Origin of the sequence: Rhodopseudomonas sp. AAP120, assembly GCF_001295845.1 — a bacterium.
GTDB lineage: Bacteria > Pseudomonadota > Alphaproteobacteria > Rhizobiales > Xanthobacteraceae > Rhodopseudomonas.
Genome location: NZ_LJIC01000091.1, coordinates 88,002 through 104,397 on the forward strand (window position 1 = coordinate 88,002; position 16,396 = coordinate 104,397).

Annotated in this window: 17 protein-coding genes; 9 read left to right on the forward strand and 8 right to left on the reverse strand. The window is 67.4% G+C overall.

What is annotated here, in order from left to right; translation table 11 throughout:
• Positions 1–2 precede the first annotated feature (2 nt).
• The 4 genes from pdxA to IP86_RS15310 all read left to right on the forward strand — a co-directional run bounded on the left by pdxA (position 3) and on the right by IP86_RS15310 (position 4,138).
• The gene (gene pdxA / locus IP86_RS15295; protein ID WP_082364035.1) at positions 3–1,007 is read left to right on the forward strand and encodes a 4-hydroxythreonine-4-phosphate dehydrogenase PdxA; all 1,005 of its coding nucleotides are present in this window, start codon (positions 3–5) and stop codon (positions 1,005–1,007) included.
• On the forward strand, positions 1,004–1,867 hold the full coding sequence (rsmA, locus tag IP86_RS15300; RefSeq protein WP_054163386.1) for a 16S rRNA (adenine(1518)-N(6)/adenine(1519)-N(6))-dimethyltransferase RsmA: 864 nt from the start codon (positions 1,004–1,006) through the stop codon (positions 1,865–1,867). The genes pdxA and rsmA overlap by 4 nt, the downstream gene beginning before the upstream one ends.
• Positions 1,868–1,883: 16 nt before the next feature.
• A complete protein-coding gene (locus tag IP86_RS15305; protein ID WP_054163387.1) occupies positions 1,884–2,942 on the forward strand; it encodes an alcohol dehydrogenase in 1,059 nt (352 codons plus the stop codon).
• Positions 2,943–3,109: 167 nt separating this feature from the next.
• Entirely contained in the window at positions 3,110–4,138 is a 1,029-nt protein-coding gene (locus tag IP86_RS15310; RefSeq protein WP_054163388.1) for a hypothetical protein, read from the forward strand.
• Between the two features lie 60 nt (positions 4,139–4,198).
• Here IP86_RS15310 and gmk read toward each other — a convergent pair whose 3' ends face one another.
• From gmk to fabD, 7 genes are all read right to left on the reverse strand, one after another.
• Positions 4,199–4,861, reverse strand: coding sequence for a guanylate kinase (gmk, locus tag IP86_RS15315; RefSeq protein ID WP_054163389.1), 663 nt, complete (start codon positions 4,859–4,861; stop codon positions 4,199–4,201).
• A gap of 2 nt (positions 4,862–4,863) precedes the next feature.
• Positions 4,864–5,751 (reverse strand): YicC/YloC family endoribonuclease, encoded by an 888-nt coding sequence (locus tag IP86_RS15320; protein WP_054163390.1) that lies wholly within the window; start codon positions 5,749–5,751, stop codon positions 4,864–4,866.
• Positions 5,752–5,847: 96 nt separating this feature from the next.
• Positions 5,848–7,131, reverse strand: a complete 1,284-nt coding sequence (gene mltG, locus IP86_RS15325; RefSeq protein ID WP_054163391.1) for an endolytic transglycosylase MltG — start codon at positions 7,129–7,131, stop codon at positions 5,848–5,850.
• Between the two features lie 203 nt (positions 7,132–7,334).
• Positions 7,335–8,600, reverse strand: coding sequence for a beta-ketoacyl-ACP synthase II (gene fabF / locus IP86_RS15330; RefSeq protein ID WP_054163392.1), 1,266 nt, complete (start codon positions 8,598–8,600; stop codon positions 7,335–7,337).
• Between the two features lie 97 nt (positions 8,601–8,697).
• Positions 8,698–8,937: an acyl carrier protein gene (locus IP86_RS15335; protein WP_002716125.1), complete on the reverse strand. Its 240-nt coding sequence runs from the start codon at positions 8,935–8,937 to the stop codon at positions 8,698–8,700.
• Between the two features lie 292 nt (positions 8,938–9,229).
• A complete protein-coding gene (gene fabG / locus IP86_RS15340) occupies positions 9,230–9,967 on the reverse strand; it encodes a 3-oxoacyl-[acyl-carrier-protein] reductase (protein ID WP_054163427.1) in 738 nt (245 codons plus the stop codon).
• 18 nt (positions 9,968–9,985) lie between these two features.
• Positions 9,986–10,945: an ACP S-malonyltransferase gene (gene fabD / locus IP86_RS15345; RefSeq protein ID WP_054163393.1), complete on the reverse strand. Its 960-nt coding sequence runs from the start codon at positions 10,943–10,945 to the stop codon at positions 9,986–9,988.
• A gap of 304 nt (positions 10,946–11,249) precedes the next feature.
• On the opposite strand from fabD, the gene IP86_RS15350 reads away from it, so the two are divergent.
• From IP86_RS15350 to rplI, 5 genes are all read left to right on the forward strand, one after another.
• Positions 11,250–12,503, forward strand: a complete 1,254-nt coding sequence (locus IP86_RS15350; protein ID WP_245290637.1) for a GGDEF domain-containing protein — start codon at positions 11,250–11,252, stop codon at positions 12,501–12,503.
• A 261-nt stretch (positions 12,504–12,764) separates the two neighbouring features.
• Positions 12,765–13,241, forward strand: coding sequence for a 30S ribosomal protein S6 (rpsF, locus tag IP86_RS15355; RefSeq protein ID WP_054163428.1), 477 nt, complete (start codon positions 12,765–12,767; stop codon positions 13,239–13,241).
• Between the two features lie 5 nt (positions 13,242–13,246).
• A complete protein-coding gene (rpsR, locus tag IP86_RS15360; RefSeq protein ID WP_054163395.1) occupies positions 13,247–13,486 on the forward strand; it encodes a 30S ribosomal protein S18 in 240 nt (79 codons plus the stop codon).
• A gap of 129 nt (positions 13,487–13,615) precedes the next feature.
• On the forward strand, positions 13,616–14,560 hold the full coding sequence (locus tag IP86_RS15365) for a hypothetical protein (RefSeq protein ID WP_054163396.1): 945 nt from the start codon (positions 13,616–13,618) through the stop codon (positions 14,558–14,560).
• Between the two features lie 35 nt (positions 14,561–14,595).
• Positions 14,596–15,180 carry a 50S ribosomal protein L9 gene (gene rplI, locus IP86_RS15370; protein WP_054163397.1) on the forward strand — a complete coding sequence of 195 codons (585 nt, stop codon included), beginning with the start codon at positions 14,596–14,598 and terminating at the stop codon, positions 15,178–15,180.
• Between the two features lie 133 nt (positions 15,181–15,313).
• Here the strand turns inward: rplI and IP86_RS15375 are convergent, their stop codons facing one another.
• Complete coding sequence (locus IP86_RS15375) at positions 15,314–16,231, reverse strand: hypothetical protein (protein ID WP_054163398.1); 918 nt, start codon at positions 16,229–16,231, stop codon at positions 15,314–15,316.
• Positions 16,232–16,396 lie beyond the last annotated feature (165 nt).

Genomic DNA, 16,396 nt, shown 5'->3' on the forward strand with positions numbered 1-16,396 from the left:
ACATGATCAAGCCTCTAGCCCTGTCGCTCGGCGAGCCCGCGGGCATCGGCCCGGACATCACCATCGCAGCATGGCTGCGTCGCGACGCGGCGCAGCTTCCGCCGTTCTATCTGCGCGGCGACGCCGACTGCATCGCGCGCCGCGCGCGCGCACTCGGGGCCGAAATCCCGATCGCCGAGGTCGCGATCGAGGAGGCGCCCACGGCGTTTGCCCGCGCCCTCCCCGTCGTCCCCACTGGCCACACGGCGACAGCCGCGCCCGGCAAACCGGACGACAGCAGCGCCGCAGCGGCCATCGGCGCGATCCGCAGCGCGGTGGATGACGTGCGCAGCGGCCGCGCCGCCGCGATCGTCACCAACCCGATCGCCAAGAGCGTGCTGTATCAGGCCGGCTTCGCGCATCCCGGCCACACCGAATTTCTCGCCGAACTGGCGCGCGACGATGGTGCCGTGCCGCAACCGGTGATGATGCTGTGGTGCCCGAGCCTCGCGGTGGTGCCGGTCACCATCCACGTCTCGCTGCGCGATGCGATCGCGCAGCTCACTACCGAGCTGATCGTTTCGACCGCGCGCATCGTGGTGCGAGATCTGCAAAGCCGCCTGGGCATCGCCGCACCGCGGCTGGCGATTGCGGGCCTCAACCCGCATGCCGGCGAAGACGGCTCGCTCGGCCTCGAGGATCGCACCATCGTCGCGCCCGCGGTCGAGATCCTGCGCCGCGACGGCGTCGACGCGCGCGGGCCGCTGCCGGCCGATACGATGTTCCACGCCGCGGCACGCACGCGCTACGACTGCGCGATCTGCATGTACCACGACCAGGCGCTGATCCCGATCAAGACCATCGCGTTCGACGAAGGCGTCAACGTCACGCTGGGCCTGCCGTTCATCCGCACCTCGCCCGATCACGGCACGGCGTTCGACATCGCCGGCAGCGGCCGCGCCGATCCGTCGAGCCTGATCGCGGCGTTGAAGCTCGCCGCCCGCATGGCGGACGCGCAACGCGGATGAGCGCGATCGACGATCTGCCGCCGCTGCGCGACGTCATCCGTCGGCACGATCTCGCCGCCAAGAAGTCGCTCGGCCAGAACTTCCTGCTCGACCTCAACCTCACCTCGCGGATCGCGCGAGCGGCCGGTCCGCTCGACGGCGCCACCGTCGTCGAGATCGGCCCTGGTCCGGGCGGACTGACTCGCGCATTGCTCGCCGGCGGCGCCAAGCGCGTGATCGCGATCGAGCGCGACGAGCGCGCACTCGGCGCACTCGAAGAAATTGCCGCGCACTATCCGGGCCGGCTGGACGTCGTCTGCGCCGACGCGCTGACGTTCGATCCCCGCTTGATGATGGGCGACGCCAAGGCACGGATCGTCGCCAACCTGCCCTACAACATCGCGACGCCGCTGCTGATCGGCTGGCTGTGCGCCGAACCCTGGCCGCCGTGGTACGAGACGATGGTGCTGATGTTCCAGCGCGAGGTCGCGCAGCGCATCGTCGCGCACGAGAACGACGACGCCTATGGACGTCTTGCGGTGCTGTCGAACTGGCGCTGCGACACCAGCATGCTGTTCGACATCGCGCCCTCCGCCTTCGTGCCGCCGCCGAAAGTCACTTCGACCGTGGTGCGCCTGACGCCTCGCGTCACCCCGGAGCCGTGCGATCGCGCGGCGCTCGAGCAGGTCGCCGCGGCCGCCTTCGGTCAGCGCCGCAAAATGCTGCGGCAGAGCCTGAAGTCGCTCGGCGTCGATCCGGCGCTGCTCGCGGCCGCCGCGGGCGTCGATCCGACGCGGCGAGCCGAAACCGTCCCGGTCTCGGGCTTTGTTGCCATGGCCAATGAATTGGCCGATATACGGAACCACAAGAACACATCCTGAAGGGAGAGAAGCCGCCATGACGCAGATGCGCCGCCAGTCTCTGGTGCAGTTCGCCGCCCCGCTGTGCGAGACCATCGTCGACACGCCGAAGCCGCAAGGCCGCGAAGTGCTGGTCAAGATCGAGCGCTGCGGCCTGTGCCACTCCGATCTGCACATCCAGGACGGCTACGCCGATCTCGGCGGCGGCAAGAAGCTCGACACCACCCGCGGCATGACGCTGCCGTTCACGCTCGGTCACGAGATCGCCGGCGTCGTCTCCGAAGTCGGCCCCGATGCGCCGAAGGAACTGATCGGCACCAAGAAGGCGGTGTTTCCGTGGATCGGCTGCGGCAAGTGCCGCGACTGCCTCGCCGGCGACGAGAACCTGTGCGCCAAGAACCGTTTCCTCGGCGTCTCGATCGACGGCGGCTTCGCTACGCATGTGCTGGTACCCGATGCGAAGTACCTGCTCGATTACGATCCGCTGCCGACCAATGTGGCCGCCACGCTGATGTGCTCGGGCATCACCGCCTATGGCGCGCTGAAGCGCCTGGTCGATCGTCCGCGCCAGCGCAACCTGCTGCTGATCGGTCTCGGCGGCGTCGGCATGATGGGCCTGTCGCTCGCTCAGGCGATGTTCAAACAGCCGATCGCGGTCGCCGATCTCAGCCCGGCGGCGCGCGAGGCTGCGCTGCAGAACGGCGCGGCCGTCGCTTATGATCCGTCCGAGCCCGACGTCGCCAAGCGGATCTTCAAGGAGACCGATGGCGGCTTCGATGGCGTGGTCGATTTCGCCGGCAACGACAAGTCGATGAACTTCGCGGTCAGCACGGTGGCGCGCGGCGGAAAGATCGTGGTGTCGGGCCTGATGGGCGGACAGTTCTCGCTGCCGATGGTGCAGTGGATCTACAAGCGCATGACCGTCGAAGGCTTCATGGTCGGCACGCTGGAGGAGACCAAGGAGCTGCTGGCGCTGGCGCGGGCCGGCAAGGTCAAGCCGACGCCGATGAAGGAAGAGCCGATGCAGGACGCGCAGAAGTGGATCAATCAGCTGCGCGCCGGCAAGGTCGTCGGCCGCATCATGCTGGCGAACTGAGACGGCGTATCGCGCCGACCACACGGCTGCATTGCGGGTTCCACGAACCCGCAATGCAGGCCCGAATTGTCAAACACCCACCGGATTTGCGGCTTATTGCGACCCCAATTCTTGCGGAGAACACGGACAGCTAAGTTTCCGTTACCGCATCACGATCGGGGGATGCCATGCGTCAGCAAACCGCCAAGATCCTTTGCGCCACCGGCGTCGGACTTGCCGCGAGCCTCGCCTTCACCGCGCTGACGGCGCCGCGCGCCGAAGCACGCGAATGCCTCGCCGCTCCGAAAGGACCGGCTCCTGCCGGCAGCCATTGGTTCTACCGGACCGATCACGCCAACAAGCGCAATTGCTGGTACGTCCGCGCCAAGGACGGCTCGTCGGTGGCGACGGCCTCCTCCGACTCTGCGCCTGACGGCGACGAGTCTGCGTCGGCAGCGCCCAGCAACACGGCTTCCGCCGACACGACCGCGGCGCCTGCTGCAGCCGCGACTGCCCCCGCAAGGCTCACCCGAAACGCCGCGGCGCCGCTGCATGCTTCGGTCGCCAATGCGCGCGCCGAAGTGCCCACCGAACCCACCCCGCTTCGCGATGCGGCCGCGCAGGATTCCGCCTCGCAATTTCCGGCGCCGCTGCCGTCGGCCGATCCGGTGAGCAGCCCGCAGACTGCAGCGCCATCCGCCGCGCCGCAGATCAATACCACGCAAGGGTCGCCGATCGATCAGCGCTGGGCCGATGCTCACGCCAGCGATGCGACCGCCGCCGCTTCGACCAGCGAGGCATCGACCAAGCTGCGCACCGCCGCGCAGGCCGCGATCGCCAAGGGCGGCTCGCCGGCGACCGCCGCGCTCGCCACCGCGGAATCCGCCACCACGCTGATCGCCGCCCTGCTCGCCGCACTGGCGCTGGCGGGCCTGATCGTTGGCGGAATCTTCAAGCTGGGCCGGCGCGACCCGGCCGTCCGCCGCAATCACAACGGCCGGCCCGACCTGTGGAGCGCCGCCGCCAGGCCGGCCACGGCCGACCATGACGGCGTACGCCTGACACAGGACATCGACCTATCGCCGCCGATGCAACCGATCCAGCCGCCGTCCTGGATCCAGGCGGCGCGGCAGCGGCAGACGGCCGTCGCCAGCCACGACGAGGGCGATGAGATCGAGGAATTGCTGGCGCGGGCGCAGAAGCGTCCGGCGGCGTAAGCCGGGCCGAACGATCGGATCAGAGGGCCGCGCGATCCAGCGCGGCCTTTTTCATGCCGGCTACTTTTCCAGCTCGCGCCGCATGTCGCGCACGAACGCGTCGATGCCGATCTGGCGCTCGCGCTTGAGCTGCTCGGCGCGCAGGATTGCCTTCACCGACTCGAAGGCAATGCCGACATTGTCGTTGACGACGATGTAGTCGTACGCGTCGTAGTGGCTCATCTCGTCGCCGGCCTTCTTCATCCGGCCGTGGATCACTTCGTCGGAATCCTGCGCGCGGGTGTGCAGCCGATGCTCCAGCGCCTGCACCGACGGCGGCAGCACGAACACGCTGACGACGTCGTTGGGCGCGTGACTGCGCAGCTGCTGCGTGCCCTGCCAGTCGATGTCGAACAATACGTCGCGTCCCGCGGCCAGCGCCGCTTCGACCGGCGCCTTCGGCGTGCCGTAGCAATTGTCGAACACGTTGGCCCATTCGAGAAATTCGCCGGCGGCGACCATCGCGTCGAATTTCGGCCGGTCGACGAAGTAGTAATCGCGGCCGTCGACTTCGCCCGGCCGCATCGGCCGCGTGGTCGCCGACACCGACATCTGCAAACTGGCCGCTTCCTTCACCAGCATCCGCGACAGCGTGGTCTTGCCGGCGCCCGACGGCGACGACAGCACGAACATCAGTCCGCGCCGCTCGACGCCGTTCAAGCTCGCTGTCGCCGCGTCCGTCATGCTCATTCCAGATTCTGAACCTGCTCGCGGAACTGCTCGACGACGTTCTTCATGGCCAGTCCCGTGTTGGTGAGTTCGAGGTCGATCGATTTGGAGCAGCAGGTGTTCACTTCGCGGTTGAACTCCTGCGACAGGAAATCCAGCCGGCGGCCGACCGCCCCGCCCTTGCTCAGCATCTCGCGCGCCTGCGCGACGTGCGAGGCGATGCGATCGAGCTCTTCGCGAATGTCGGCCTTGGTGGCCAGCATGATCGCTTCCTGGTGCAGCCGGTCGGCGTCGAACCGCTCCGAGGTTTCCAGCAGCGCCGCGACCTGTTCGGCGAGGCGCGCCTTGATCGCCTCCGGCTTGCGGCCGGGCGCGGCCTCCGCCTTCTTCGCCAGCGTTTCGATTTCGTCGAGCCGCTGCGTCAGCACCGCGCCGAGCGTCGCGCCTTCGCGCTTGCGCATCTCGATCAGGCTGGCGAGCGCCTGCGCGAACGATGCGACCACGGCGCTGCGCGCGGCCTTGTCCTCGGCTTCGTCTGCCTCGGGTTCGGAGACTTCGATCACGCCCTTGATCGCCATCAGACCATCGATGCTCGGCGCCACCGCATCGACGCGGCCGGCGAGTTCGCTCGCGACCTTGAGCACCGACGTCAGCACCTCCTCGTTGATCCGCACCGTCGAGCCGGCATCGGCGCGCTTGACGGTGAGATTGGCGTAGACGGTGCCGCGCGACAGCGCGTCGGCGGCGCGCTTGCGAAGCTCGGCCTCGATGTCGTCCCATCCTTGCGGAATCCGCAGCCGAAAATCGAAGCCTTTGGCGTTGACGGATTTCAACTCCCACTCGAACGAATAGGCACCGCTGCTGCCGTGGCTACGCGCAAAACCCGTCATGCTCGACAACGACATCGGTGACCGACTCCGCAGATACTGGTTTGAGACTCGCGCAGAACGCGCGCGGCGGACCTTAGCCGATCAGGCCGGGCCAAGGGAACAGCCGCGCTGCTAATCCTGGTCGGTCGCGCCCGGAGTTGCCGCGGGCGCGGCGGCGTTGGCCGGCGCGTTGCGGCTGCGCTTCTTCTGCGCGCCGTTCTTGCCGCCCTTCGGCGCGGCGGCCGGCGGCGCGGCCGAGGCGTTCGCGTCCGGGGCCGCCGCCGCTGGAGCGGCAGCCGGCTGGGATTCCTCGGCCGGCTCGACGGTGTCGTTCTGGATCTGGCGTTCCTGCGCGCGCAGCTTGGCGACGTTCTTCAGGTGCTGATCGTAGCTGTCGCTGAAGGCGTGCCCGCCGGTGCCGTCGGCGACGAAGTACAAATCGCGCGTCCGCGCCGGGTTGGCGGCGGCTTCGAGCGAGGCGCGCCCCGGATTGGAGATCGGCCCCGGCGGCAGTCCCTCGATCACATAGGTGTTGTACGGGGACGGCTGCGTGATCTCGCTGCGCTTGATCGGCCGGCCCAGCGTGCCCTTGCCGCCGACCAGGCCGTAGATGATGGTCGGGTCCGACTGCAGCTTCATCTTCTTCTGCAGCCGATTGACGAACACCGACGCGACGCGGGTGCGCTCGTCCGGCTTGCTGGTTTCCTTTTCGATCAGCGACGCCAGCGTCACCAATTGCTCCGGAGTCTTGACCGGGATCTCCGGATTGCGGCGCTCCCAGACTTCGCTCAGGACGCGCTTCTGCGCCTGCTGCATCCGGGTGATGACTTGCTCGCGCTGCGTGCCGCGCGGAAACTTGTAGGTCTCGGGCAGCAGCGTCCCTTCGCGCGGAATCTCGCGCAGGCCGCCGGTGAAAATGTTGTTCTCGGACAGACGCGCGACGATCTGCTCGGAGGTCAGCCCTTCCGGAATCGTCACCGCGTGCTGCACCACCTTGCCCTCGACGATGGTGCCGATCACGTCGCGCAGGCTGGCGTTCTTCTGAAACGCGTACTCACCGGGCTTGAGGTCGGCGCGCGCCTTCAGCGCCAGCACGCTGCCGATGAACACCCAGCGATTGTTCTCGATCACGCCCTCGCGCTGCAGGATCTCGGCGATGTCGCCGAGGCCGGCGCGCTGCGGGATGTTGACGACCTTGTCTTCCGTCAGCGGTCCCGCGGCTTCGATCTTCTGCTTGCCGTAGACGTAGATGCCGCCGGCGCCGAGCATCACGATCAGCAGGATGGTGATGATGGCGTTGCCGATGATCACCAGCGGATTGCGGGCATGATCCGATCGCTTGGGGGGCGGCGGAAGTTGCTCGGGTTCAAGCGCCGCGCGCGGGCTTCTCGGCGAGATCGGCGGCCTTTCACTCATCGGTGCAACCTGATTCCTGTCGGCTCGAGGGTGGTCCCGTGCAAGATCGCACCAGCAGCGTTCGAGATCACGACATTCGCGCAGCAACCCGGACGTGAATCAGTCCGGACCTTTCGGGACCGTCCGATCATACCCCCAATTCGTCGAATGTCGTAGCATTTAGCGGGGATTACGGCGAAACGTTGAAAGATCGTCGCAACGCGTCAGTGAGCAACGCGCTGCAGGATCAACGATGCATTGGTGCCGCCGAAGCCGAAAGAGTTCGACAGTGCGACATTGATCTCGCGCTTGCGCGGCTTCCATGCCACGAGGTCGATCGCCGTTTCGACCGACGGGTTGTCGAGATTGATGGTCGGCGGCGCAACGTTGTCGCGAATCGCCAGCACGCTGAAGATCGCTTCCACCGCACCCGCAGCGCCGAGCAGATGCCCGATCGACGACTTGGTCGACGACATCGACACGCGCGACGCGGCATTGCCGAGCAGGCGCTGTGCGGCGCCGAGTTCGATCTCGTCGCCGAGCGGCGTCGAGGTGCCGTGTGCGTTGATGTAGTCGATATCCGACACCGCGATGCCGGCGCGCTTGAGCGCCGCGCCCATGCAACGGAACGCGCCGTCGCCGTCCGAGCTCGGCGCCGTAATGTGATACGCGTCACCGCTCAGTCCGTAGCCGACGACTTCGGCGTAGATCCGCGCGCCGCGCGCCTTGGCGTGTTCGTACTCTTCGAGCACGACGACGCCGGCGCCCTCGCCCATCACGAAACCGTCGCGATCCTTGTCGTAAGGACGCGACGCCTTTTCGGGCGCGTCGTTGAACCCGGTCGACAGCGCACGCGCGGCCGCGAAGCCGGCCATCGCCAGACGGCTGATCGGAGATTCGGTGCCGCCCGCCACCATCACGTCGGCATCGCCGAGCGCGATCAGTCGCGACGCGTCGCCGATCGCATGCGCGCCGGTCGAGCACGCGGTCACCACCGCATGGTTGGGCCCCTTGAGGCCGAACTCGATCGACACGTAGCCGGAGGCGAGATTGATCAGTCGGCCGGGAATGAAGAAAGGAGAGATCCGGCGCGGCCCCTTCTCTTTGAGAAGCAGCGCGGTCTCGGCGATGCCCTGCAGGCCGCCGATGCCGGAGCCGATCAGTACGCCGGAAGCGCAGCGTTCGTCCTCGGTCGACGGATGCCAGTTGGCATCGTCGAGCGCCTGACGCGCTGCACACATCGCATAGACGATGAAGTCATCGACCTTGCGCTGGTCCTTCGGCTCCATCCACTGATCGGGATTGAAGGTGCCGTTGCTGCCGTCGCCACGCGGAATGATACAGGCGATCTGGCTGGCGATGTCGGAGACGTCGAAAGCGTCGATCTTGCGAGCGCCGCTTTCGCCGTTGAGGACCCGGTTCCAGGTCGCATCGACCCCACAGCCGAGCGGCGAAACCATGCCAAGGCCAGTGACGACGACACGTCTCATGTTTTCTACTCCGGGCCAGAAAGCGCGGTCCAAAGCAAGAAGCCGGTCGACCGCTCAGCGTGCGGCCCGGCCGGCTTCATCGTAACCGCGCGGAAGATCAGCTCTTCGCGTTCTTCTCGAGGAACTTGGTTGCGTCGCCGACGGTGAGAATCGTCTCAGCGGCATCGTCGGGGATTTCGCAGCCGAACTCTTCTTCGAAAGCCATCACGAGTTCGACGGTATCGAGGCTGTCGGCGCCGAGATCATCGATAAAGCTCGCGCTATCGACCACTTTCTCGGGTTCGACACCGAGGTGCTCCACCACGATCTTCTTAACCCGCTCGCCAATCTCACTCATTCTCTAAACCCCGTTGTTCCGACCCGACCGACAGACGATACGAGCCATCGTGGTGCGTCAACTCGCTAAAGTTCCGCAATCGCGAAGTGTACTGATTTTGCCCCGTCCCCGAGGTCGCAACCGCCGCCCGAGCGGCAGGTCCCCATCGGCAATATACAGGGTTTGGACATCCTGCAATGGCCTTCTTTGCCTATCCGCCGGGGCTTCGGTTATCATACTTCCGCTGCATTGACCACAAGCTCCGGACGCGACGGAAAACGTGTTTCCACCACACCGGGACTTGCGGCCGGCCTCAGATCATCGCCATCCCGCCGTTGACGTGGATGGTCTGGCCGGTGACGTAGGCGGCCTCGTTCGAACTGAGATAAACGGCCGCAGCCGCGATATCCTCCGGCGTGCCGAGCCGGCCGGCCGGCACCTTGCTGAGAATCGTCTCGCGCTGCTTGTCGTTCAGCACGTCCGTCATCGGCGTTGCGATGAAGCCGGGTGCAATGCAGTTCGCCGTGACGTTGCGCTTGGCGTATTCGGCGCCCAGCGTCTTGATCATCCCGATCAGTCCCGCCTTCGACGCCGTGTAGTTGCCCTGCCCCGGATTGCCGGTGACGCCGACCACCGAGGTAATCGCAATGATGCGGCCGAACTTCTTGCGCATCATCAGCTTGGTGGCGGCGCGCGTCAGCCGGAAGGTCGCGGTCAGGTTGACCCTGATGACGTCGTCCCAGTCCTCGTCGCGCAGTTGCACGAACAGATTGTCCCGGGTGATGCCGGCGTTGCACACCAGGATATCGAGCTGCCCCATCGCCTCGGCGGCCGCCGGCACCAGCGCTTCGACATCCGCCGCATCCGATAGATTGCACGGCAGCACATGAACGCGCTCGCCGAGCTTGGCGGCCAGCGTGTCCAGCGCCTCGCGGCGGGTGCCCGAGATCGCGACCGTCGCGCCCTGGCCGTGCAGCGCCTGCGCGATCGCGCCGCCGATGCCGCCGGTTGCGCCGGTGACCAGCGCGGTTCGTCCCGTCAAATCGAACATCATCGTCTCCTTCGCCGGTTACGCCGAACGCCCGGCCGTGATGGCGTCCTTGGCGGCCGCAATATCGTTCGGCCCACCGATGGCGATGCCGGTCGCGCCGTCGGCGATCCGCTTGACCAGACCGCTGAGCACCTTGCCGGCGCCGATCTCGAGAAAGCGCGTCACGCCCTGGCCGGCCATGTAGCCGACCGACTCGCGCCAGCGCACCGTGCCGGTGACCTGCTCGACCAGCCGGCGCCGAATCTCGTCCGGATCGGTGATCGGCGCGGCCAGCACGTTGGCGACCAGCGGCGCGGCGGGCGCCTGGATGGCGACGCCGGCGAGCGCCTCGGCCATCGCCTCGGCGGCCGGCTGCATCAGGGAGCAATGGAACGGCGCCGACACCGGCAGCAGCATCGCGCGCTTGGCGCCCTTGCCCTTGGCGATCTCGACCGCGCGCTCCACCGCTTCCTTGTGGCCCGAGACGACCACCTGACCGCCGCCATTATCATTGGCCGCCTGGCAGACCTGACCTTGCGCCGCCTCTTCGGCCACCGCGACGGCGGCCTCGTAGTCGAGCCCGAGCAATGCCGCCATCGCGCCGACGCCGACCGGCACCGCCTTCTGCATCGCCCGTCCGCGGGTCCGCAGCAGCCGCGCGGTGTCGCTGATGCTCAGCGAGCCGGCGGCCGCCAGCGCTGAATATTCACCGAGCGAATGGCCGGCCACGAAGGCCGCATCCCGGCCGACGGAAATTCCCGCCTCGCTTTCCAGCACCCGCATGGTGGCGAGCGACACTGCCATCAGGGCCGGCTGGGCATTCTCGGTGAGCTGCAGCGTCTCCGCCGGCCCATCCCAGATGATCGCCGTCAGCTTTTCGCCGAGCGCGGCATCGACCTCGTCGAACACCGCCTTGGCGGCCGGAAAGGCGTCCGCCAGCGCCTTGCCCATGCCGACCGCCTGGGAGCCCTGCCCGGGGAATGTGAATGCTGCCGTCATCTGCGTTCCTGAACCTGTCTGAAGTCGCGCCGAAAGACACCCCGCGGGCCGATAATGTCAAGCTGACCGGCGCAAACTCCGGTTCCGGTCCACATGCTCCGAAAGGCGATAGACCGGCTCCCCAAGAGAGTCAGCGGGAGCGCGGCGGTTCCGCGCGCCCGCTCGTGATCGGCGCAATGCGAAGGGAATAGCGGCCGATTTGTTTACCCTGTCCGCAGGCGACCCGGGGATGAAAGGCGGCCAGCAAGGGTTGCTCGGCTATGCCCCGGTGACAACGAGGAGCGCCTTCCCTTTGATGCGCCGCATGACCCACGCCCATCCGCAGATCGACACGCACGCGCAGGACCCCATCGTGGCGTCGTGGATGATCAAATGGCTCGTCAGCGGTCCGCGGCCGCAGCCGCCCGCGATCTTCCGCCGCCTGCTCCTGCACAGCCAGACCAAGAGCCGCACGCTCGTGCTGGCGGTGGTCTCGACCACGATCCTGACGATCATCGCGGCCGTGCAGACCGGCGCGGCATGGGCCTACGCCTGGGTCGGCATTGAAGTGGCATTCGGCGTGGCGCGCTACCTCGCGCTGCTGGACATGCTGAAGAAGCAGAGCTCGGGGCAGCCGACCAAAGGCATGACGATGTATCTGGGCCTGTTCTGGGCCATCAGCTACTCGGTCGGCTGTACGCTGTGCGTGATGACCGGCGAATGGTCGCTGATCCTGCTCTGCGGCATGGTGGTGGCCGGCCTCGCCGGCGGCATCTCATCGCGCAATGCCGGCACGCCGCGCTACGGCTTCGCGGTAATCTGCATTCTGGCGATCCCCTACACGGTAGCGATGATCGCCTCGCCGATCCCGCACATGTATCTGATCGGGCTGCTGCTGCCCGCCTGGATCCTCGGCATGGCGGTGCTGCTGTTCGAGAACTACGACGTCCTGCTCCACCTGTTTCACTCCGAGCAGGAGAACAAATGGCTGGCGAATTACGACCAGCTCACCGGCCTGCCGAACCGCACCATGCAGCATCAGTGTTTTGCGGATCTGTTGCGGAACGCATCCGGCCCTTCCGGCGAGGCCCGCCAGCCGCTGACCGTGCTCTGCCTCGATCTCGATGGCTTCAAGGCGGCCAACGACCGCTTCGGCCATGCGCTCGGCGACGCCGTGCTGGTCGCGGTCGCCGAGCGGCTGCGCAGCTGCGTCCGGGAGCACGAGCTGATTTTCCGGATCGGCGGCGATGAATTCGTCATCCTGCTGCCCGACACCAGCACGGCCGAATCCACCGCGGTGGCCGAGCGCATCATCGCCCGAATCGCCGAGCCGCTCGACCTCGGCAGCCCCGGCCTGCTGACCATCGGCGTCAGCGTCGGCAGCGCGACCTTCCCGGGCGACGGCCGGACGCCGGATGCCCTGCTGCGGTCGGCCGATCATGCGATGTACGAGGCCAAGCGGCGCGGCAAAGGGATTCTGGTGCATTGCGACCGGCTGCACGAAACGATCCCGCTGGCGCCGGACATGCAGGCCGAAGCCCGTTCGGCCCGGCAGATCTGGGCCCGTTCCGGCGCCTGACCGCCGAAAAACCGATGCTCGGCGGCGACTTCCGCGCTCCCCACCCTTGCCAGAACGGCCAAAATCCGTATAACCCGCGCATCCGCAGATCCCGGCCGGGAGCTGAACGGACGGTCTCAGCATTTTCACCTTCTGGCGAATTTGATGCGGCAGGGCCAGTCGTCCCGTCGTCCCGTGCTCCCGCCTTCTGAGCAGTCGAGTCCTTTCCGAAGGGTTCGAAGGGCTTGCCGCCGGTTCTGGGCCAACATGGAAAGGACCATCATGCCTCTTTATGAGCATGTCTTCCTCGCGCGTCAGGACGCGAGTGCACAGCAGGTGGAAGAGCTGACCACCCAATTCACGGGTGTGATCGAAGGGCTCGGCGGCAAGGTCACCAAGACCGAAGCCTGGGGCCTCCGCTCCCTCACCTACCGCATGAACAAGAACCGCAAGGCTCACTTCGTGATGCTCAACATCGACGGCCCCTCCGCGGTGGTCGCCGAGCTTGAGCGCCAGCAGCGCATCAACGAAGACATCATCCGCTACCTGACCGTGCGCGTCGAAGAGCACGAGGAAGGCCCGTCGGCGATGATGCGCAAGGCCGATCGTGATCGCGAGCGCGACGACCGTGGCCCCCGCGAGGGTGGCTTCCGCGGCGACCGCGAAGGCCGTGGCGATCGTGAGGGTGGCTTCCGTGGTGATCGCGGCCCGCGCCGCCCGCGCGAAGACGCTGAAACCGCTGCTGCGACCGAGGAGTAAGACACATGGCTGACGCAGGCGCCCGCCGTCCGTTCTTCCGCCGTCGCAAGACCTGCCCGTTCACGGGCCCGAATGCGCCGAAGATCGACTACAAGGATTCCAAGCTGTTGATGCGTTACGTCTCGGAGCGCGGCAAGATCGTGCCGAGCCGCATCACCGCGGTGTCCGCCAAGAAGCAGCGCGAGCTCGCGCGCGCCATCAAACGCGCCCGTTTCCTCGGTCTGCTGCCCTACGTGATCCGCTGAGATCCCAGGCTCCGCGGCGTTCGCGCCGCGGAGCTTCTTTCTGTTTTCTCTCATAAGGCTTCCGGGGCGTCCGGTCGCCGATGGTTGGGGCGAAACGCCTCTAACCGCTCGAAAGGAGCGGGACAGCTGATGATGATCAACATTCTGATCGCGCTTGCCGCCGGCTGTGCCTCGGCGCTGATGTTCGTCTCGATCGTCTCGGGCGCGCTGATCTCCCTGCTGCTGTTCTATCTCGCGCCGCTGCCCTTGATGGTGGCCGCACTCGGCTGGGGCGCCGTCGGCGCCGCGCTGGGCGGCCTGCTCGGCGCTGCCGTGCTCGCCGCGATCGTCAGCTTTCCCTACGCCCTCGCCTTCATCGTCACCATCGTGGTGCCGGCCTGCTGGCTCGGCCATCTCGCGCTGCTGGCGCGCCCGACCGGCGAAGAGGCCGGCACGCCGACGCTGGAATGGTACCCGGTCGGCCGGCTGGTGGCCTGGATGGCCGGCTTCGCGGCGATGACCACGATGGCGGCGCTGCTCACGCTCGGCACCGACGGCGCGACCATCACCGAAGGCCTGCGCACCGGGCTGCAGCGCGCACTCAGCACGCGCAACTCCACCGATGCCGACCGGCTAATCGACGCGCTGGTCACCGTCGCGCCGCCGGCCGCTGCGACCGTGGCGATGCTGACGCTGACGCTCAACCTGTGGCTCTCCGCCAAGGTCACCGCGACCTCGGGCCGCCTGAAGCGGCCGTGGCCGGATCTGCGCACGGCGGCGCTGCCGGCGATGACGCTGGCGGTGCTGTCGCTCGCGCTCGGTCTCAGCTTCGTCGGCGGCGTGGTGTCGCTGGTCGGCAAGACCGCGAGCGCGGCGCTGTTCGTCGCCTACGGCCTCGGCGGCGCCGCCACGCTGCACACGCTGACGATGGCCGCGCGCCATCGCGGTTTCCTGCTGAGTTCGACCTACGCGCTGGTGCTGATCTTTCTGTGGCCGGCGATCGCACTGATCGCGCTCGGCATCGCCGACGCCGTCTTCGGCCTCCGGCAGCGCTATTTCCAGCGCCGCTCGATGCCGCCCCCGCCAAGTACTTAGACCTTCAACCCGACAACCCAATCGAGGAGAACAACATGGAAGTCATTCTGCTGGAACGTGTCGCCAAGCTCGGACAGATGGGCGAGCTGGTGCGCGTCAAGGACGGTTTCGCCCGCAACTTCCTGCTGCCGCGCGGCAAGGCGCTCCGCGCCACCGCCGCGAACCGCGAGAAGTACGAGCACATGAAGGCCGATCTCGAGGCCCGCAACATCGAAGCCAAGGCCGAGGCCTCGAAGGTCGCCGAGAAGATCGACGGTCAGAACGTCGTGGTGATCCGTCAGGCGTCCGAAAGCGGCCAGCTGTTCGGCTCGGTGTCGGTGCGCGACATCGTCACCAGCTTCGAAGCCGGTGGCGTCAAGATCACCCGCAGCCAGATCCTGCTCGACGCGCCGATCAAGACCATCGGCAAGCACGAGATCCAGGTCGCGGTGCATCCGGAAGTCGAAGTCGGCGTCTCGGTCACGGTGGCGCGCAGCGCCGAGGAAGCCGAGCGCATCAACCGCGGCGAGGACATCTCGACCCGCCAGGAAGATCAGGATGCGGCCGCCGAGGCGATCGCTGCTGCCGGCGAGTTCTTCGATCCGGACGCGGATCGTGAGGAAGAGCCGGCCGAGCAGTAAGCCGCGCGCGGCCGTCGCTGCGGCGACGGCCTTCGCTTCCACCCATCGCTTCCAAACGAAAAGCCCGGCGTTTTGCGCCGGGCTTTTTTGTATCTGCGTTTGTATCTGCGAAGCTGCCGGCCGAGACCGCCTGCTAACGAGAGATCGGCGCGTCCGCGGCGCCCGATGCCGGCGGCGGAGCGCTCGGCGTCACGGCGATCGAAGGCGCGCTCGACGACGGGCCGGCCGCAGACGGCGCCGGAGCCTCGGTCGGCTTGGCCGGCGGCGGCCCGGCTTCCGGAGTCCGCGAGGTTTGGGCCGGCGCCGGTGTCACGGCCGGGACCGGATCGGCCCGCGTCGGCTCGGCCGGAGCCGCAGGCCGGGCCGGCTGCGCGGTCTCGGCCTTCGGCGGCTCGGGTTTGGCGGCTTCAGGCTTGGCAGCTTCAGGTTTGGACGCTTCGGACTTGGCCGCGTCGGACTTGGCCGGCTCGGCCGCGGTGGGCGCAGCCTGGGCCGGCTTCTCCTTGCGGCCGTGCTTGCGGCCTTGCTTCGGCGGAGTCTCGGCTACCGGCTCGGACGATTCGACGGCCGCGCCTTCGGCCGGCTGCTCGACCTCCGGCTTCGGCTTGCGCTTGCCGCGGACTCGGCGCGGCGGCTCCTCGGTCGGCGCGGCGGCCTGGGCCGGAGCGGTGGCCTCGGTCGGAGCCGCCTCCTCGGCGCCCTGCCGCTGCCGACGCGACTTGCGGCCTTCCGGCTGACCCGGCTCGGTGCGGATGTCGTTCTGCTTGTAGCGGGTATCGGTCGCGCCGTTGGAAATCAGGTACGAGGCGAGCAGCCCGGCCATATCGCTGCTGGTCGTGTAGTGCTGGCGCAGGAAGGACGGCAGCGAGCCCGGCGGCACCGTGCGCAACAAGCCGCGCGCGCTTTTGTGACAGGCCGAGCAGGCTCCGGCGAAAATCTGGGCAGGACTCTTGCCCGCCTCGAGATTCTGCGCCTGCGCGCTGGTCATGCCCGCCGCCGCGGAGCCGATCAGAAGCATCACCGCCGCTGAAGTGAGCGCTCGGCTCGCCATTCGATCCTCCAATGTTCTGAACTGCCGCGCGCGCGGCGCAGACCTTTTAGACGATTGTCCGCTGAATGGAAGCCGGGAGATGGCGTTTCCCCGCGGTCAAAGACGCGGCCACAGCCGATCGTAATCCGCCAAAACCCCGTCTTTCGCAGCGTCGTACGCGGCAGC